Below are 16415 nucleotides of genomic sequence, written 5' to 3'. Positions count from 1 at the left end.
ATGCCGGTTCTTAGCCTTATCGCCAATCCCGCCGATCCCGAACTGGACGCGGCCCTGGCCCAGGCCGTTCTGGCCGAGACCGGCGGCGAACTCAACTGGCTGAACCACGGTGTCGCCTGCGATATTCTCGAACCGACCGCGCCGCAAGCCCTTGAACGGGCTCGCGATATCGTCGGCAACAAGGCCGTCGATGCCAATCTGGTGCCGACTGAAGGGCGCCGCAAGCAATTGCTGGTGGCCGACATGGACTCCACCATGATCGAACAGGAATGCATCGACGAGCTCGCCGCTGCGCTGGGCCTGAAGCCACAGGTGGCCGAAATCACCGAGCGGGCGATGCGTGGCGAGCTCGATTTCGAGCAGGCGCTGGATACCCGCGTGGCGCTGCTGAAGGGCCTGGAGCGTGCAAAAATCGAGGAAATCCGGCGCGAGGCGATTACCCTGATGCCTGGCGGGCGGGCGCTTGTCCAGACCATGAAAGCCTATGGCGCCTATACGTCTTTAGTCTCTGGCGGATTTACCTTTTTTGCCGATTACTTCGCGCGGCGGATCGGCTTCGACGAGGCGATTGCCAATGTGCTCGAATTCGACGGCGACCGGCTGACCGGCACTGTGACCAAGCCCATTGTCGACAAGCACACAAAACGGAACCGGCTCCTGGCCCTGGCGGATGAACGCGGTCTGAACATTGCGCAGACCATGGCCGTGGGCGATGGCGCCAATGACCTCGACATGATCGGCGCGGCCGGGTTCGGCGTCGCCATCCATGCCAAGCCGGTGGTGGCGGCGGCCGCCGGTATCCGCATCGACCATGGCGATCTCACCGCCCTGCTCTACCTTCAGGGCTATGCCGAAGACGACTTCGTCCGCTAACGACACCCTCACATGACAAAGGCCGGTGCATCGCTGCACCGGCCTTGTTGTTTGCGAAGCTGCCCCTTTACTGGGCGGTTCCCGGAGCAGGCGCTGTCGCCGGAGCCGGGGCTGCGGCCGGAGCCGTTTCCGGCGCCGGGGCCGGAGCCTCGGTGCCAACAGTCGGCTCGAGCTGCGAGCCGTCTTCCAGCGTCATGCTCGGCGAGGTGGTTTCCTCGATGCCCAGACCATCCAGAGCCTCTTCGTCGGTGCTGAGCACTTCCGGAGCGGTCTGCGGCTGGATTGGGGTCGCGAGGTTGGTGTTGGCGGCCGGCAGTTCCCCATCCGAACCGAAGTAGCGGAAGAAGGCGCTGTCGGGCGACAGGACCATGGTCGTGCCGGTATTGCCCAGGGCGGTGCGGTAGGATTCCATCGAGCGGTAGAACTCGAAGAATTCGGCATCCTGACCATAGGCCGCCGCGAAGATGCGGTTGCGTTCGGCGTCGCCCGTACCACGGATGATTTCCGCGTCGCGGGTGGCGGCCGCCACGATTTCCACTGCCTGACGTTCGGCAATGGCGCGCAGGCTCTGGGCCTGTTCCTGACCACGGGCGCGGAGCAATGCGGCTTCGGCAAGACGCTCGGCACGCATACGCTCATAGGTCCGCTCGGACACTTCGCTGGCGAGATCGGTGCGCAGAATACGCACGTCCACCACTTCGATGCCGAGATTAGCCATTTCCGGACGGATGAGGTCGCGGGCTTCGCGCATCATCTGGGGGCGCTGCTCGGAAAGGGCGGCGTTGAATTCCCGCAGACCGTAGACCTGGCGCAGGGCCGCGTCGAAGCGGGTGGCGATCAAGCCTTCGGCGACCTGCAGCGAACCCTGGGCCCGCTGACGGAACAGTACCGGATCGGTGATCCGGTAGGTGAGGAAGGCGTCCACTTCGTAGAACGCGCCGCCGGAGACCTGCACGGTCATGTCGGCAATGTCCTGACGCAGCAGGCGATCTTCGATGATCTGCACGCTGTCGACCACGTCGGTCGGGATCTTGAAGTAAAGGCCCGGCTCGGTGCGGACGTCGGTGATCTGGCCAAAGCGCATGACAATGGCCTGCTCGCGCTCGTTGACCACATAGATCGACGAGAACAGCACATAGAGGGCGACGAGAACGACGCCGGCGATGATGAAAAGACGGTTGCTCATGACTTACTGCCCCGTGCTGGTGGTTGCGCGGGAAGACGAGCCGAGTTCGGGCAGCGGCAGGTACGGGACGACCCCCGAGCCACCGGCACCATTCTCGACCAGCACCTTTTCGGACGAACCGAGGACCTGTTCCATGGTTTCAAGGAACAGACGCTTGCGGGTCACTTCAGGTGCGTTGACATATTCGGCATACACGGCATTGAAGCGCTCGGCCTCACCGGTTGCTTCCTGCACCACGCGGTTGGCGTAAGCGGCAGCCTCTTCGCGGAGGGCCGCAGCCTGACCACGCGAGTCACCCAAGAGGGTGTTGGCGTAGGAACGGGCTTCTTCCTGAAGGCGATCTTCGTCCTGTTCGGCGCGCTGCACTTCGTTGAAGGCGTCGGCCACTTCGGCCGGCGGAGCGGCCTGCTCGATGGAGATCTGGTTGACCGAAACACCCATGCCGTAGCTGTCGAGGATCGCCTGCGTGATCTGCTGGACCTCGATGGCGATGCCGGCGCGGTCATCACGGAAGATGTCCTGGGCCGGACGGCGGCCGACGACTTCGCGCATGGCGCTTTCGGCAGCGTTGCGGACCATGGCCTCGGGATCGCGCACATTGATGATGTACTCGACCGGATTGATGACCGACCAGACGACGGCAAAGCGCGCGTCGACGATGTTCTGGTCGCCGGAGAGCATCAGGCCGTCATCGGCATTGGCGCGCGACCCGGACCCGGCTGCAGTGCCGATGTTGGTCTGCTTGACGGCGGTGCTGACCTTCTCGACGGTTTCGACGGGCCATAGGTGGAAATGAAGACCAGCGGTGGAAAGGTCGGGCTTGGGTTCACCCAGACGGAATTCAACGCCGACCTCGGCTTCTTCGACCGTGTAGACCGAGTTGAGCAGCCAGAAGGCGCCCAGAACAAGCACGCCACCGATCAGCAGCCAGCGGCCGCCCGGCAGACCGCCGCGGAACTGGTCGCGTCCACGATTCAGAATGTCTTCGAGATTGGGAGTATTATTGCCCGGACGGCGAGGACCGCCGCCGCCTCCACCCGGCGCCTGGCCCCAGGGGCCGCCATTGTTGCGCCCACCTCCGCCACCATTATTCTCCCAAGGCATCGTATTCCTTTCGGTGTCTGAGAAAAATCTGTGCTGCCATATATAGGCAAGGCGCGAGCCCAATCAATGCGCGCTGCCGTGAACGCGCTCGTAGACCTTTATGGAATATGGCGCCTGGTCCTTTTCCGAGCGCGGCACGTCCGGTTCTTCCACAACCCGCCAGATGGCAGGATCGATGGGCGGAAAGCGCACATTGCCTTCGGGCGCGAGGTCCACATGGCTGATATAGAGCCGGTCGGCCAGCCCGATGGCCTGCGCGTATATGTCGCCGCCGCCGATGACCATGACTTCGTCCACTCCGGCGCTCTCCGCCAGCCCCCGCGCCACCCCCAGCGCCTCATCGAGATCGTGGCGCACGATGACGCCCTCGGGCGCATAGTCCTGCCTGCGCGTCACCACGATATGCGGCCGCCCGGCCAATGGCTTGGCAAAGGTCTCGAACTGCTTGCGGCCCATCACCATCGGCTTGCCCATGGTGGTTGCCTTGAACCAGGCAAAGTCCGACGGAATGCGCCATGGGATCGATTGATCCGCGCCGATGACATTGTTGCGGGCGACGGCGGCGATGAGGGAGATGATCGTCATGACCAAAGGCTAGCCGGAACAGGGCTGGAAGGTAAGTGGCGGGACGCCTTCAACCGCAAGTGAGCAGTGAATCCCAGCTTTATGGCATGCGATGCACTTTCTAAAGCGAATGTTAATGCACTGCAGTTCTGCAGAGTGACCTCGACGGACGATAGTCGTATGCAATATGCGGGCACCTCCCATCCCAATAATTTTACCTAATAGTGACTGGAAAAAACATGCGCTTGAGGACTGATTTGGCGACGATCTTGGCTCTTGCCGCCTTTATACTACCAGTCTCGGCGGCAGACCTTGCCGGGACCTACGTGCCTGCAAAGAAGGTTGCTGCAGGACAGTGCCAGAGCTTCTTCGGAAAGACGATAACTGATGATCTGCTTCCGGCGATGCATGACGCAGCTTGCTGCGACGTGCTGGTGCGCATGGAAGAGACCCACGCCGTAAACGCCCTCGAGCGCCGCCTGTATTGCCCCGCATGGCATCACTACAAGGAGGTCTATGACGAGTTTCCCGATGCCCTGTCAGACCTGGAAAACCTCGACGTGCCGCCCGAAGTGGTCGCGGCGATTATCCCGCCGGCACAGCCCGTGATTCCACCCCCGGTGGTTGTCCGGCCTGTAATTCCGCCGCCGCAGCAGGTCGTGCCGCAACAGCCGGCCGTACCGCAGGTGGTTGTACCGCCTAGGGTAAGTATTCCCTGGACCGCGATGACGCGTTACGCCTTCCAGCCCGAGACTCCGGAGCATCCGCGCGGCTTTGACCCAGGCCCACTGAACTTCGATTGATCGCTTCGCTCAACGCGTGGGCAGGGCTGTCGTCGCCGGCAGCCCTGCCTATGCCATGGCCGCCGAAACCGGCGGCGAGGTATCAATTGATGATCTGCGCCGAACTGTCCGCCTTCAGCCTTGCCAGCCGTTCACGCCACATCTCTAAAGCCTCGGGCGTGAGCCGCGTCCACTCCGTGACTTCGCCCATAACCTTGAGCGGTGCGCTGCTGCGATAGGAGCGCGTGGGATTGCCCGGGAATTTCTTGTCGGTGACATTGGGGTCGTTTTCGTAGGGTCCGGTCGGCTTGACTTCGTAGACGCGGGGCGTGCCTACGCCGGCAAGTTCTGCCGCGATCTCGGCGGCAAGCCCGGCGCCGTCGACAAGCGCAGTGAAGTAGATGTGGTTCATCACCATTTCAGGACGGTAGTTCGACCGGTAGCCCGCAACGAGCAGGTCACCTGCACGCAGGTCGGCGATAGTGCCGTGGAAGAACGGGCCTTCGTCCAGTGTCTCGGTCATTGCGATCATCCTGGCTGACGCTGCCAACTTTAGCTCCGCGGGCGCATAGTGTAACGCCCTTGGGTCGAGCCCGAGGGTGATGCGCAGTCATATGAGGCGTCTGCGGTGAAACCAGTCAGCCGCCGCTGGCGCCCATTTCTGCCAGCACCTCGTCGAGCTGGGCAAACTGTTCGGGCGTGCCGTCGAGGCCACCCTTGTAGGCTTCGAGCGCTTCTGCGCTCGGATAGGTCTCGCTGAAGGTCACCAGCGTCTTGCCGCCCTGTTCCTCGAAGGTGACGGTGGAAATACCGCCATCGGGGTCTTCCTCATTGGTCCAGACCAGTTTTGAGGGCGGCACCACTTCGAGATACTTGCCGAAAAAGGCAAAGGTGTTTTCGGCGTCGCTGCCGAATTCAAGGCGGTAAGTCCCGCCGGTGCGCACATCCATTTCGACGGACCGAAGGACCATGCCCATGGATTTCGGCGCCCACCAGCGCTTGAACAGCGCCGCATCGGTCCAGGCCTGAAAGACGATCCGGGGCGGCGCATCGAAAACACGCGTCACCGCCAGTTCGAGATCGGAAACCCGCTTCACCACCGTGCCGCCGGCCGGGGCCGCATCCTGCTGCCTGTCATTCATCACTGTTCTCCCTGCGTTTGAGTTCCTCGACAACCTTGTCGAGTTCGTTGAAACGGGCGTCCCAGAGCCGGCGGTAGTGCTCCATCCACTCAGCCTCCTGCTCGAGACGGCTGCTGCCGAGCCGGCATGTGCGCACGCGCCCGACCTTTTCGGTCTGGACCAGCCCGGCCTGCTCGAGCACGCCGATATGCTTCTTCATCCCCGTCAGGGTCATCTGGAAGCGCTCGGCAAGAGCGGTAATCGAGGCATCGGAGCGGCCGAGCTGCTCGAGCACGCCACGTCGCGTGGCATCCGAGAGCGCCGCAAAGGTCGTATCGAAACGAGCATCATGTAACTGAACCATATGGTTCAGTATAGACATCGGTCGATGGATTGCAAGCTCCAGACATTGGATGGCAACCGGTCCGGCCATTGCACCGTTGCCCGCCAGAATCGGGAGACAAAATTTGACATCCGGGAACAAGAGCCACGAGAGCGGTCACGGCCGGCATGCCGACAGCCCGCAGAACATTCCGCCGACCGGGTGGAAAGACGTTCTCTGGCGCACCTATCGGGAGATCAACGACGACCGGGTCACCCTGATCGCCGCCGCCGTCACCTATTATCTTCTGCTGGCGCTGTTCCCCACGCTGACCGCATTCGTGTCGATCTATGGGCTCTTCGTTTCGCCGGCGACGGTCGGTGAGCATATCAGGCTGCTGGCCGCGGTGGTGCCGGAGGGCGGCATGGCCATTATCGACGAGCAGATCACGCGGCTCGCCAGCACCGGCAACACGACACTTGGCATGGCGCTCCTTATATCGCTCGCCATTGCCCTCTGGAGCGCCAGCGCCGGGATCAAGACCATGTTCGAGGCAATGAACGTCGCCTATGACGAAACCGAGAAGCGCAATTTTTTCGTCCTCAACGGCACCGCGCTGCTGTTCACCCTGGCCGGCATTGTCGCCGGGATGGTCATGGCGACGACGGCGGTGGTAGTGCCTGCTGTGCTCGGTTTTGTCGGCCTGCGTTCCGGGATCGAAGGAATGTTGCGCGTAGGGTCCTACGTGCTGCTCGCCCTGGTCCTGATGCTGTCCCTTGCCGCGCTCTATCGTTTCGGTCCGAGCAGGCAACAGGCCAAATGGCGCTGGGTATCACCGGGCGCCTTGCTGGCATCGGCGATCATCGTCGTCGTGTCGCTACTGTTCTCCTGGTATGCCGCCAATTTCGGCAACTATGACGCGACCTATGGCTCCTTGGGCGGGCTCATTGCCCTTCTCACCTGGATGTGGATCAGCGTCACCGCCGTCATCATCGGCGCCGAGCTCAATTCCGAGAGCGAGCGGCAGACAAGGCGGGACTCGACGGTCGGAGCGGACGCGCCGCTGGGCTATCGCGATGCCGTGGTCGCCGACACGGTAGGCGAAGCCGTTGGTGAAAGCGATGATGAGCTTGCCGGCAGGAGCCCGGAATGGATCGACGGCTTCAACGCGGCGCGGAGCCGGTTCAAGCCGGCGCGCCGCCATTCGCTTGGCGCCATGGCGGCTGCGCTGCCTTTGTCCCTTGCGCTCGGCGCGATGGGCCGGCGGCGGCGGAACTAGCCGCTTTCGCCCAGCTTCAGCAGCGCTTCGCCATCGACGCGAACCTTGGTCCATTCGTCCTGCATAACGCCGCCCTGGCTCTTGTAGAAGGCGATGCTGGGCTCGTTCCAATCGAGCACCCACCATTCAAACCGCCCCAGTCCTCCGGCCACGCAGCGCCGGGCCAGGTGCACGAGGAGCGCCTTGCCGATGCCTTTGCCGCGCAGGGCGGGATCCACAAAAAGGTCCTCGAGCCAGATGCCGTGGCGGCCCTGGAAGGTGGAATAGGTATAGAACCAGAGCGCAAAGCCGACCGGCTTCCCCGCCCACTCGGCGATTTCGCAGAACACCTTTGGATCGGCCCCGAAAAGATCACGTGCGATGTCGGCCTCCGTGGCCTTGGCCTCGTGTTCAAGCTTTTCGTAGACCGCCAGTTCGCGGATGAAATCCACGATGAGGCCAGCATCGGCTGGTGTGGCGAGGCGGATGGTAAGGGAGGAAGTTTCGCTCAAAAGTGGTTCCTGAATGCGGTGCCGTCCTCGGGCTTGACCCGAGGACCAGTCGTCACGCCCACGTCGTTGAAAGTGGCCCTCGGGTCAAGCCCGAGGGCGGAGCCGTGGATGTAGGGTCACATCTGCTCCTGTCGCTCGAGGATCAGGATGTTGAGCTCGCTCTCGGGCCAGAAATCGGTCTTGACCATTTCGAAAGTGGTGGGGCCGATCTTCCTGACATCTTCGCCACAGAAGGAGACGAGATTGGCCTCGTCGCCCTTGTCGATGACGAGGCGGAAATTCTCGATGGCGCCGCCAGCCCAGTTACCGCCGGTGGTGAGGATGTAGGAAATCCAGCTTTCGGTGAACGGCGCCGTCCACGGCTCGTCCGGATTGGTCATGGTCTTCTTCACGGCGGCGATGAAAGCATCGTCGGTGCAGTATTTGTCGAGATACTCGGCAGCCGGATCGTAGTCCTCGTAAGGTTCCGAAAGGAAGGCGATGCCCACCGTGCCACCGACGCTGGGCTTGTAGCGATGCACGACCTCGACCGTTTCGCCGGCCGGGAAAGTCGCCTCCCAGGTATAGGTGGCGCGATAGGTCCACATCGGCCAGTGATGCTTTTCCCAGCCTTCGCCGGCGTCGAACTCATCGGGCACGGCCATGCCCAGATGCAGCAATTGCGCGGTGGTCTGGTCATCCAGCGCGTCGACGGCGTCGATGGCCTCCTGGCTGATCGGGACGATGGGAATATCGAGCTTCTGCAGCAGCTTGGTGCGGTCGACGCCGGCGGCAATGGCATATTCGTGTAGGGTCGCATCGACCCTCTCGCCGTTGAAGGTGGTTTCGAACTCGAAGAGATTGTCCGAGGGCCCCATCGGAAATGCGACGGGCGACCAGTGATTGGGTACGATATCGGGCATGGGGAAGGCGACGAGCAGGTCGTGATCGACGTCGCTGTCATTGCGAAAAGTATAGACGACGCGGATCTCGTCCTTGGAGATGAACAGCTCCTCGCGCTCCATGGCGATCTGCGATTGATTGACGAATTCCAATCCGCCCGTGGTCAGGACGGCAGCCGTGTCATTGGCCACGGCTGATGGCACAAAGGCGAGAAACGCGCATGCAGTGGCGGATAGACGCATAGACCCCTACTCCCTCTCGATCGGGCCTAGTTCTAGCGGCTTTCTGCGTCGCGGCGAAGATAGTGAAACCATTTTCGATCCAGCGCCGCGTCGAGATCGATACCGTTGTGGCGAGCATAGAGGAGGAGGAAAGCGAGGAGGTCCGCGGCCTCGTCATTGCGGGCAGACGTGATGGCCGCGTCGTCCTGCCCCTTGCGGCGGCCGCGGCCCGAGAGGCGCAGGTGCTCGGCGATGAGTTCGCCCAGCTCTTCCTGCATCTTGAGGGCATACCAATCGTCGTCGCGATGGACGCCGGTTTCGCGCGCATACATGTCGGAAACCTGCGCCACCAGCTCGCTGAGTTCGACGAGGCTCCGGCTCACACTGCCACCGCGCCCTTGATATGAGGATGCGGATCGTAGCCCTCGAAGGCAAAGTCCTCGAAGGCGAAATCCTCAAGCCGCTTGCGCTCTGGGTTCATCACCAGTTTCGGCAGCGGGCGCGGCTCACGGGTGAGCTGCAGCTTTGCCTGCTCGAAATGGTTGGAATAAAGGTGAACATCGCCGAAGGAATGGACGAAATCGCCCACCTCGAGATCGCAGACCTGCGCCATCATATGGGTGAGGAGCGCGTAGGAAGCGATGTTGAAAGGCACACCGAGAAAGGTGTCTGCGGAACGCTGGTAGAGCTGGCAGCTGAGCTTGCCGTTAGCGACGTAGAACTGGAAAAGGCAATGGCACGGCGGCAGCGCCATCTCGTCCACTTCGGCCGGGTTCCAGGCCGAGACGATGTGGCGGCGGCTGTCGGGCTTGGTGCGAATGCTGTCGATGACATTCTGCAACTGGTCGATATGGCGGCCATCGGGCGCCGGCCAGCTCCGCCACTGCGAGCCATAGACCGGACCGAGATCACCATTCTCGTCAGCCCACTCGTCCCAGATCTTGACGCCGTGCTCCTGCAGCCAGCGCACATTGGTCTCGCCGCGGATGAACCAGAGCAGTTCATAAACGATGGATTTGATGTGCAGCTTCTTGGTGGTCAGCAGCGGAAAGCCCTGCGAAAGATCGAAGCGCATCTGGTAGCCGAACAGCGAGCGCGTGCCCGTGCCCGTGCGGTCCGACTTATCGGCGCCGGTTTCAAGGATGTCGGAGAGAAGTTTCAGATAGGGCTGCATGGGCGCAAGCCTAGCGCGATTCGGGTAGCAGCGGGGCGCCGGGAGCCATGTACTTCACCGCTTCCGCAGCGGTAATCTAATACCGCAAGGCATCCTGACACAGGGTGTCGGCGTTTGGAGTGACGGTGCCCCTGCCCCACCACGAAAGGACACGACGATGACGGTAAAGCACCTCAATCCGCCCGGCCTCCACAACAATCCGGTCTTCTCGCAAGGCATCGTCCTGCCGGCCAATGCGCGCATCGTGCTGATCGGCGGGCAGAACAGCGTCAACGACAAGGGCGAAGTCGTGCACAAGGGCGACATGGCCAGGCAGACGGCGCAGGCACTGGCCAATATGGTCCAGGTGCTGGAGGCTGCGGGCGCTGGGGTCGAACACCTGGTCAAGACCACGATCATCATGCGCGACGATGCCGACCTGCAGGCCGGGTTCGGCGAGTGGATGAAGGTGTGGGGCGGCCGAGCAAACCCGCCTTTGGTCACTGCCATGCGGGTGACGGCGCTGGCCAATCCAGATTTCCTCATTGAAATCGAAGCCATGGCGGTGCTGCCATGAGCCCGCAACTGCGTCCGCTGCGCAAGCGCGAGGACATGCCCGATTTCGTGCGTGAGGCGCTTGAGGAGCGTGGGCTTCGCGGCAAATACGATGCGCGACCGCCCTATCAGCGCAACGATTACCTCTTGTGGATCAACAAGGTGAAGCGGGACGAGACCAAGCAGAAGCATCTCGAGCAGATGCTGGCAGAGCTCGAGGACGGCGACACCTATATGGGTATGAAGTGGAAGGCCTAAGGCTCAGGTCGCTCCCACTTACAGTGTCATTCCCGCGAAAGCGGGAACCCCTATTTCAGAACAGCCGCGCCCGTCGAAAACGGAGGTCCCGCCTTCGCGGGGTTGACCCAGTGAAGAATGGATGTGCCGCGCGACCCACAGGCTTGATAGTTCAGTCAGTTCAGCGCGCTCCAGAACGCGGTGTCGTCTCGCTCCCAGGTGTGGTTCTGGTCGATATAGGCCAGCGACCAGGCAAACACCTTCTGCATTTCGCGCAGGTCCCCGGCGGCGACGGCGTCTTCGAGGAAGTCGTTGATTTCCATCTTCGCCGGCAGGTGGCCTTCGGGGCCGACGCGCTCGAACTCGACCGCAATGCCGGCCTGTACCCAGGCGCCGACCATGCCGGCAAACTCTTCGGAAATGAGGAATTCGCTGAGCCGAAGGATCAGGATGGTGATGGTGTCGTTGTTGAAGCTTTCCGAGCGAATGACGACACCGCTGTTTTCCGGATGCCAGTTCGGTCCGAGTTCGGGCAGGAAGAAGTAGCCGCAGTAGAAGCCGCGACAGACCTGCGGGCGCACATCATAGACCGTACAGCCCTGCCCTTCCGCGCAGTGGAGGCAGAGGGAGTTGGCCGGCTTGCGGAGGGTATCGGTGCGAATGGGTGCAAACCCGCAGCACGCCGTACAGCGACCGCATTCGCGGCCTTCGATGATCGTCAGTGACACTGCAAACCCGGCACTTTCGTCTCCGCCTCCCCGCTCCGAGTGAAGCGGAAGGGGCTCGGGCTGTCCAGCCCTGCCAAACGAAACCTTACGAAAGCAAAGGAAATCATTGTGCTTTCGTTTTGAGGCGCTAGGTTGACGCAAAAGAGGAGGCAGACATGCGGCTTGTACTGGCAGTGGCGTTCCTTGTGGGTCTGGGAGGAATCAGCGTGGCCGACGACAACAGGATCGACATCCAACGTCCGGACGCGCCGGAGCTGGCGGCGCCAGGACCATACGATATCGGTGTGCGGACGCTGGACCTGGTGCGCGAGGACGTGCCCAACGTGCTGGCTGGAGGCACATATGACCGGCCGGTGACGGTGGAAGTCTGGTACCCCGCTGACCTTCAGGGCGGCGCGGCGGGCGGCGACTATGTCGATGTGCAGATGGCCAATAGCGACCAGAAAATCACGCTGCACGGCCAGGCAGTGCGCGACGCTGCGCCGCTGGCCGAAGATGGTCCCTACCCGCTCGTGATCCTTTCGCACGGCTTTCCCGGCAACCGCTTCCTCATCAGCCATTTCGGCGAAAACCTCGCCAGCAAGGGTTTTGTGGTCGCAAGTATCGACCATTTCGAGAGCACCTATGAAAACCAGCTCGGCTTTGCCAGCACACTGGCCAACCGCTCGCCAGACCAGCTTTTCGTGCTCGACGCGATCGCCAGTGGCGAAGATTTCCTCGATGGCATGGTCGACGGCGAGAACAGCGCCATCATCGGCTACTCCATGGGCGGCTATGGCGCCCTGATCAGCGGCGGCGCGGGCCTCGCCCCGGCCGCGGGCCAGATGGGCATGGCTTCACCCGAGGCACTGGCCGGGCTGATGGCGGGTTCGGATGGCTATGACGAACATCTCGACCCGCGCGTCAAGGCCGTGGTGGCGATCGGACCCTGGGGCGGACAGGTCGGCCTCTGGGATGAGGTGGGGTTTGCCGGCATCGAAATACCGCTGCTGGTCATGGGCGGCTCGCTTGACGAGGTGTCAAACTACGAGACCGGCATCCGCCGTATCTTTGAGGGCGCGGTGAATTCGGACCGCTACCTCCTCACCTTCCAGGGCGCCGGCCACAACGCCGCCGCCCCCATGCCGCCACCCGTGGAAGCCAGCGAAGGCGGACCGGGCAGCCCCTTCGAACACTATGCCGATTTCGTCTGGGACAATGCGCGCATGAACAACATCGCCCAGCATTTCGTGACGGCGTTTTTGGGCCTGCATCTCAAAGGCGATGAGACCATGGAGCCTTATCTGGCGGTGGGCAGCGGATCGTGGAACGAACCGGCGGGTGACCGGGCTTGGAAGGGGTTCGGCGAGCGGACGACGCGCGGGCTGGTTTGGGAGATCCTACCAATCGAATAGACCTCCAGGGCTTTGGCCCATCTACTTTGCGGCGCGCTAGCCGGATTTGCGCGCCGTACCCTTGCTTTTCCGACGAAGTTAAGCGACTGAACAATCAGTCCCCTAGGACCCGGTGCAATTCCGGGTGGCTCTTCTGGCCGCCGATCCGCCAGACAATCCAGTACGCTTTTCAAGCTCACAACGTGCTCTCGCTTTCGCAGCGACCCCAGTCGTCTGGACCCTTCATGACTTTTGCAAACACTTTACGCCGCAATTGGCTTTCCAATACTCGCGGCGACATTCTCTCGGGTATTGTTGTGGCCTTGGCGCTCATCCCCGAGGCCATCGGCTTTTCGATCATAGCAGGAGTAGACCCTAAGGTCGGGCTCTACGCCTCGGTTGTGATCGCGATCGTCATCTCCTTCGCCGGTGGCCGGCCGGCAATGATTTCGGCTGCGACCGCTGCGACAGCCGTCCTTTTCGGATCGCTCGTGCGCGAACATGGCCTCCAATATCTTCTGGCTGCTACGATACTGGCTGGCATGATCCAGATGGCCGCTGGATGGCTGCGCATCGGTTATGTCATGCGCTTCGTCTCACGCTCGGTAATGACCGGTTTCGTCAATGCCCTTGCCATCCTGATCTTCATGGCGCAGTTGCCGGAACTGGTCGGGGTATCCTGGCAGACCTACGGCATGATCGCGGCTGGTCTGGCAATCATCTACCTTTTCCCCCGCCTGACGCGCGCAATCCCTTCACCCCTAGTCTGCATTCTTGCGCTGACAGCAGCCGCACTGCTTTTCAATATCGACACGCGCAGCGTGGCCGACCTTGGCGAACTGCCCGACGCTCTGCCGTCGCTGCTGTTGCCAAGCGTACCGCTGACGCTCGATACGCTGATGATCATCTTGCCCACATCCATCGCGGTTGCCGCCGTGGGCTTGCTCGAAAGCCTGCTGACGGCGTCGATCGTCGACCAGATGACCGATACCGGTAGTGACAAGAACCGCGAAAGCATCGGCCAGGGCATTGCCAATATCGCCTCGGGTCTCTTCGGCGGCATGGCCGGCTGCGCCATGATCGGACAATCGGTCATCAATGTGAAATCGGGCGGGCGGACCCGCCTTTCGACATTTGCCGCCGGAGCAATCCTCTTGTTCTTGCTGCTGGTTCTTGGCGATTGGGTGGGGCTGATTCCAATGCCTGCGCTGGTTGCTATCATGATCATGGTGTCGATCGGGACGTTCAACTGGACGTCTTTGCGCGACCTGGCGCACCATCCGCGCCGTTCCAGTGTTGTCATGCTTGCGACAGTGCTGACAGTCGTCGGGACGCACAACCTGGCTCTTGGCGTCGGCGTCGGGGTGCTGCTCTCCGGCATCTTCTTCGCCTGGAAGGTCGCTCAAATCTTCCGGGTCACCTCCTCGCTGGGCTATGGGGTGCGCACTTACCGCGTCGAGGGGCAACTGTTCTTCGCGAGCGCAGAAGACTTCCTCAAATCACTCGATTTCGGTGAGGAGGTGGAGCAGGTTCACATCGACCTCACCAACGCACACCTTTGGGACCTTACCGGCGTGCAGGCGATCGACGTGGCTGTCCTGAAATTCCGCCGTGCCGGCGCTGTCGTTGAAGTCATCGGCATGAATGAGGCCAGCGCCACGATCATGGATAAGTTTGCCGTCCACGACCAACCCGGGGCAATGGAGCGCATGCTTGGGCACTGACGGGGACCACCTCCCCTTCAGCACCACCCTTCCATTCGCCCCTGCCATTCATGCGCCAGGCCCTCGGCCACAAGCTGCCGGCCGATGGACCGGCCATCCCTCTCGACTACCCGCAGCTTCCGCCCATAGCGATCTTCGTCGCGGTCGGCGGGGGCGAGGGTGAAGGGTCCTTCGTTGAGGAGTTCGGCCAGGCGGAGACCGGCCTCGCGGCCCCGGTCGGCTTCGCTGGCGCATTGCGGGGATGAGACTTCGGGCGTGTTGATGTCGGCGATACGGTATTTGACACCGTCGAGCCAGAATGTGTCGCCGTCGACGACGCAGGTGATGCGATCCGAGCCGCAGGGGGCGAAGCTGGTGTGGATTTCAGCATTGGCGGCGGGCGTGGACGTGGCAAGCCATTGGCCGAACTCGGTCTGTTGCAGGGCCAGCACCGCCAGCGAGCCGAGCATCATGGCCAGCATGGCCGTGGGCACGACCGAAGCGCGGCCGAGCCACTTGCCGAGACGCCGCCGCCGCTGCCCAACACTCCGACTCGTCGCGCCCATGATCGCCTCCGTTTCGGAGGGAGAATGGGCAAGAGCTGTTAATCGGAGTTGAATTGACCCGAGCGGGTTTGCATCGGGCCGACCGGTCCCCTATATAGGGAGTGCCCGCAAGGGCTATGGCGATAAACTGTCATTGTAATAAACCCATCGGACCCGGGGGCAGTACCCGGCGTCTCCACCATCTCCTCCCGCCAAGGGGGAGCCACTGGGGGACGAAACAGGATCGACGAGGGCGTAAAGAGTGTGCTTTCGCTCGGCATTGTACCGCCGTTATCGGGCTAAAACTTATAGTTGCCAATGACAACCATAAGGCTCCGGTCGCTCTCGCCGCCTAAGCGGTGCTAGCACTGGGAATTAAAGTCCTCCGCTCCTAGCCGGGCGTCAGGCGGGGTTCGCAGGCACCTGGCAACAGAAGCCTGCACTCAATTCCCGATTGCCGCAGGCTTCTTCGGCCTTTGTCCTTGAAATATCGCGGAACGTAAGGCTGATATGGGCCGTTCGGGATTCGACCCGACGCGACCAGTCTACGAGGGGCAAAATGGCCGAAGACCACATGCGATACGACATTCTCGCCCAGGAAGCCCTGCGCGGCGTCGTGCGCAAGGTGCTGGCGGAAGTCTCGCGCACCGGCCTGCCCGGAGACCACCACTTCTTCATTTCCTTCGCCACCCGCGCGCCCGGCGTGCGGCTCTCGGAAGAATTGCTCAAGCAGTACGACAAGGAAATGACCATCGTGCTGCAGAACCAGTATTGGGACCTCAAGGTCACCGAGTCTGCGTTCGAAGTGGGCCTGAGCTTCAACGGCCAGCCCGAAATGCTCCATATTCCATTCTCGGCCATCAAGGGCTTCTTCGACCCCTCCGTGCAGTTCGGCCTGCAGTTCGATCCGGCAACGGCGCCTGATGAGCGCGATGCCGACGAAGAGGCAGCCGATGCCAGCGCCGAAGCGGCCGACGTCGAGGCTCCGGAGGCCAGCGGCGAAAAGGTCGTGAGCCTCGACGCTTTCCGCAAGAAGCCCTGATCTTCCACCGGCATGGAAAAGCGCTCCTTCTCCATTGCCGGGCATCGCACCTCGATCGCGCTGGAGCCCGACTTCTGGTCGGGTCTCGAGGCCATGGCAGCCGATCGCAAGACGAGCCTTGCCGGGCTGATCCGCGACATCGACGAGACGCGCACGGTGACCAATTTGTCCTCGGCCGTGCGGCTGGCGGTGCTGGCCTGGTATCGGGATGGCGGGGGCCGTTAGGCGATAACGCCACGTTCCCCCCAACACCG

Annotated in this window: 21 protein-coding genes, 1 other RNA gene and 1 other annotated feature; of the genes, 10 read left to right on the top strand and 12 right to left on the bottom strand. The window is 62.2% G+C overall.

What is annotated here, in order from left to right; genetic code table 11:
* On the top strand, positions 1-873 hold the full coding sequence (serB, locus tag JEQ47_RS03615) for a phosphoserine phosphatase SerB (protein ID WP_198875017.1): 873 nt from the start codon (positions 1-3) through the stop codon (positions 871-873).
* A gap of 67 nt (positions 874-940) precedes the next feature.
* On the opposite strand, the gene hflC is transcribed toward serB, so the two are convergent.
* The 3 genes from hflC to JEQ47_RS03600 form a co-directional block, all read right to left on the bottom strand.
* On the bottom strand, positions 941-2059 hold the full coding sequence (gene hflC / locus JEQ47_RS03610) for a protease modulator HflC (protein ID WP_198875016.1): 1119 nt from the start codon (positions 2057-2059) through the stop codon (positions 941-943).
* A 3-nt stretch (positions 2060-2062) separates the two neighbouring features.
* Positions 2063-3163, bottom strand: coding sequence for an FtsH protease activity modulator HflK (gene hflK, locus JEQ47_RS03605; RefSeq protein ID WP_198875015.1), 1101 nt, complete (start codon positions 3161-3163; stop codon positions 2063-2065).
* 63 nt (positions 3164-3226) lie between these two features.
* Positions 3227-3748, bottom strand: a complete 522-nt coding sequence (locus tag JEQ47_RS03600; RefSeq protein ID WP_198875014.1) for a dihydrofolate reductase — start codon at positions 3746-3748, stop codon at positions 3227-3229.
* Between the two features lie 236 nt (positions 3749-3984).
* Here JEQ47_RS03600 and JEQ47_RS03595 point away from each other — a divergent pair, with 236 nt between their 5' ends.
* On the top strand, positions 3985-4530 hold the full coding sequence (locus JEQ47_RS03595; protein WP_198875013.1) for a hypothetical protein: 546 nt from the start codon (positions 3985-3987) through the stop codon (positions 4528-4530).
* Positions 4531-4612: 82 nt separating this feature from the next.
* On the opposite strand, the gene arr is transcribed toward JEQ47_RS03595, so the two are convergent.
* The 3 genes from arr to JEQ47_RS03580 form a co-directional block, all read right to left on the bottom strand.
* Positions 4613-5032, bottom strand: coding sequence for an NAD(+)--rifampin ADP-ribosyltransferase (gene arr, locus JEQ47_RS03590; protein ID WP_198875012.1), 420 nt, complete (start codon positions 5030-5032; stop codon positions 4613-4615).
* A 115-nt stretch (positions 5033-5147) separates the two neighbouring features.
* Entirely contained in the window at positions 5148-5651 is a 504-nt protein-coding gene (locus tag JEQ47_RS03585; RefSeq protein WP_198875011.1) for an SRPBCC family protein, read from the bottom strand.
* Positions 5644-5994 (bottom strand): ArsR/SmtB family transcription factor, encoded by a 351-nt coding sequence (locus JEQ47_RS03580; protein ID WP_198875716.1) that lies wholly within the window; start codon positions 5992-5994, stop codon positions 5644-5646. Before JEQ47_RS03580 ends, JEQ47_RS03585 begins: the two co-directional genes overlap by 8 nt.
* A gap of 103 nt (positions 5995-6097) precedes the next feature.
* On the opposite strand from JEQ47_RS03580, the gene JEQ47_RS03575 reads away from it, so the two are divergent.
* Positions 6098-7231 (top strand): YihY/virulence factor BrkB family protein, encoded by a 1134-nt coding sequence (locus JEQ47_RS03575; RefSeq protein ID WP_236020636.1) that lies wholly within the window; start codon positions 6098-6100, stop codon positions 7229-7231.
* Here JEQ47_RS03575 and JEQ47_RS03570 read toward each other — a convergent pair.
* From JEQ47_RS03570 to JEQ47_RS03555, 4 genes are all read right to left on the bottom strand, one after another.
* Positions 7228-7722 (bottom strand): GNAT family N-acetyltransferase, encoded by a 495-nt coding sequence (locus JEQ47_RS03570; protein WP_198875009.1) that lies wholly within the window; start codon positions 7720-7722, stop codon positions 7228-7230. The genes JEQ47_RS03575 and JEQ47_RS03570 overlap by 4 nt on opposite strands.
* Positions 7723-7838: 116 nt before the next feature.
* Positions 7839-8846, bottom strand: a complete 1008-nt coding sequence (locus JEQ47_RS03565) for a DUF4424 domain-containing protein (RefSeq protein WP_198875008.1) — start codon at positions 8844-8846, stop codon at positions 7839-7841.
* A 32-nt stretch (positions 8847-8878) separates the two neighbouring features.
* Positions 8879-9208, bottom strand: a complete 330-nt coding sequence (locus JEQ47_RS03560) for a nucleoside triphosphate pyrophosphohydrolase family protein (RefSeq protein ID WP_328768085.1) — start codon at positions 9206-9208, stop codon at positions 8879-8881.
* Positions 9205-9999: a thymidylate synthase gene (locus tag JEQ47_RS03555; protein WP_198875007.1), complete on the bottom strand. Its 795-nt coding sequence runs from the start codon at positions 9997-9999 to the stop codon at positions 9205-9207. Before JEQ47_RS03555 ends, JEQ47_RS03560 begins: the two co-directional genes overlap by 4 nt.
* Before the next feature lie 157 nt (positions 10000-10156).
* Between JEQ47_RS03555 and JEQ47_RS03550 the strand changes: the two genes are divergently transcribed.
* Together JEQ47_RS03550 and JEQ47_RS03545 are read left to right on the top strand one after the other, a co-directional pair.
* Complete coding sequence (locus tag JEQ47_RS03550) at positions 10157-10555, top strand: RidA family protein (protein WP_198875006.1); 399 nt, start codon at positions 10157-10159, stop codon at positions 10553-10555.
* Positions 10552-10791, top strand: a complete 240-nt coding sequence (locus JEQ47_RS03545) for a YdeI/OmpD-associated family protein (RefSeq protein WP_236020635.1) — start codon at positions 10552-10554, stop codon at positions 10789-10791. The genes JEQ47_RS03550 and JEQ47_RS03545 overlap by 4 nt, the downstream gene beginning before the upstream one ends.
* A gap of 155 nt (positions 10792-10946) precedes the next feature.
* Here the strand turns inward: JEQ47_RS03545 and JEQ47_RS03540 are convergent, their stop codons facing one another.
* Positions 10947-11498: a hypothetical protein gene (locus JEQ47_RS03540; RefSeq protein ID WP_198875005.1), complete on the bottom strand. Its 552-nt coding sequence runs from the start codon at positions 11496-11498 to the stop codon at positions 10947-10949.
* Between the two features lie 155 nt (positions 11499-11653).
* On the opposite strand from JEQ47_RS03540, the gene JEQ47_RS03535 reads away from it, so the two are divergent.
* Positions 11654-12892, top strand: coding sequence for an alpha/beta hydrolase family protein (locus JEQ47_RS03535; RefSeq protein ID WP_198875004.1), 1239 nt, complete (start codon positions 11654-11656; stop codon positions 12890-12892).
* Between the two features lie 102 nt (positions 12893-12994).
* Positions 12995-13050, top strand: a sequence feature (sul1 is cis-regulatory element that is thought to sense ions involved in sulfur or methionine metabolism; They are found in Alphaproteobacteria).
* 66 nt (positions 13051-13116) lie between these two features.
* Positions 13117-14595 carry a SulP family inorganic anion transporter gene (locus tag JEQ47_RS03530; protein ID WP_198875003.1) on the top strand — a complete coding sequence of 493 codons (1479 nt, stop codon included), beginning with the start codon at positions 13117-13119 and terminating at the stop codon, positions 14593-14595.
* Positions 14596-14612: 17 nt separating this feature from the next.
* Here the strand turns inward: JEQ47_RS03530 and JEQ47_RS03525 are convergent, their stop codons facing one another.
* Entirely contained in the window at positions 14613-15140 is a 528-nt protein-coding gene (locus JEQ47_RS03525) for a thermonuclease family protein (protein WP_236020634.1), read from the bottom strand.
* A gap of 64 nt (positions 15141-15204) precedes the next feature.
* Here JEQ47_RS03525 and ssrA point away from each other — a divergent pair.
* The 3 genes from ssrA to JEQ47_RS03510 all read left to right on the top strand — a co-directional run bounded on the left by ssrA (position 15205) and on the right by JEQ47_RS03510 (position 16386).
* Positions 15205-15563: a transfer-messenger RNA gene (gene ssrA, locus JEQ47_RS03520) on the top strand.
* A 115-nt stretch (positions 15564-15678) separates the two neighbouring features.
* A complete protein-coding gene (locus JEQ47_RS03515; RefSeq protein ID WP_198875002.1) occupies positions 15679-16161 on the top strand; it encodes an SspB family protein in 483 nt (160 codons plus the stop codon).
* Positions 16162-16173: 12 nt separating this feature from the next.
* Complete coding sequence (locus JEQ47_RS03510; RefSeq protein WP_198875001.1) at positions 16174-16386, top strand: ribbon-helix-helix domain-containing protein; 213 nt, start codon at positions 16174-16176, stop codon at positions 16384-16386.
* Positions 16387-16415: the final 29 nt, after the last annotated feature.

Source organism: Devosia sediminis, assembly GCF_016411825.1.
Classification (GTDB): domain Bacteria; phylum Pseudomonadota; class Alphaproteobacteria; order Rhizobiales; family Devosiaceae; genus Devosia; species Devosia sediminis.
Note: the sequence above shows the minus strand (reverse complement) of the source record. Positions and strands in the feature narration are given on the sequence as shown.

Bases quoted from the DNA above. Each gene is read 5' to 3' on its own strand.
- serB (WP_198875017.1), top strand. From the start codon at position 1: ATGCCGGTTCTTAGCCTTATCGCCAATCCCGCCGATCCCGAACTGGAC.
- hflC (WP_198875016.1), bottom strand. From the start codon at position 2,059: ATGAGCAACCGTCTTTTCATCATCGCCGGCGTCGTTCTCGTCGCCCTC.
- hflK (WP_198875015.1), bottom strand. From the start codon at position 3,163: ATGCCTTGGGAGAATAATGGTGGCGGAGGTGGGCGCAACAATGGCGGC.
- JEQ47_RS03600 (WP_198875014.1), bottom strand. From the start codon at position 3,748: ATGACGATCATCTCCCTCATCGCCGCCGTCGCCCGCAACAATGTCATC.
- arr (WP_198875012.1), bottom strand. From the start codon at position 5,032: ATGACCGAGACACTGGACGAAGGCCCGTTCTTCCACGGCACTATCGCC.
- JEQ47_RS03585 (WP_198875011.1), bottom strand. From the start codon at position 5,651: ATGAATGACAGGCAGCAGGATGCGGCCCCGGCCGGCGGCACGGTGGTG.
- JEQ47_RS03580 (WP_198875716.1), bottom strand. From the start codon at position 5,994: ATGGTTCAGTTACATGATGCTCGTTTCGATACGACCTTTGCGGCGCTC.
- JEQ47_RS03565 (WP_198875008.1), bottom strand. From the start codon at position 8,846: ATGCGTCTATCCGCCACTGCATGCGCGTTTCTCGCCTTTGTGCCATCA.
- JEQ47_RS03555 (WP_198875007.1), bottom strand. From the start codon at position 9,999: ATGCAGCCCTATCTGAAACTTCTCTCCGACATCCTTGAAACCGGCGCC.
- JEQ47_RS03550 (WP_198875006.1), top strand. From the start codon at position 10,157: ATGACGGTAAAGCACCTCAATCCGCCCGGCCTCCACAACAATCCGGTC.
- JEQ47_RS03545 (WP_236020635.1), top strand. From the start codon at position 10,552: ATGAGCCCGCAACTGCGTCCGCTGCGCAAGCGCGAGGACATGCCCGAT.
- JEQ47_RS03535 (WP_198875004.1), top strand. From the start codon at position 11,654: ATGCGGCTTGTACTGGCAGTGGCGTTCCTTGTGGGTCTGGGAGGAATC.
- JEQ47_RS03530 (WP_198875003.1), top strand. From the start codon at position 13,117: ATGACTTTTGCAAACACTTTACGCCGCAATTGGCTTTCCAATACTCGC.
- JEQ47_RS03525 (WP_236020634.1), bottom strand. From the start codon at position 15,140: ATGGGCGCGACGAGTCGGAGTGTTGGGCAGCGGCGGCGGCGTCTCGGC.
- JEQ47_RS03515 (WP_198875002.1), top strand. From the start codon at position 15,679: ATGGCCGAAGACCACATGCGATACGACATTCTCGCCCAGGAAGCCCTG.
- JEQ47_RS03510 (WP_198875001.1), top strand. From the start codon at position 16,174: ATGGAAAAGCGCTCCTTCTCCATTGCCGGGCATCGCACCTCGATCGCG.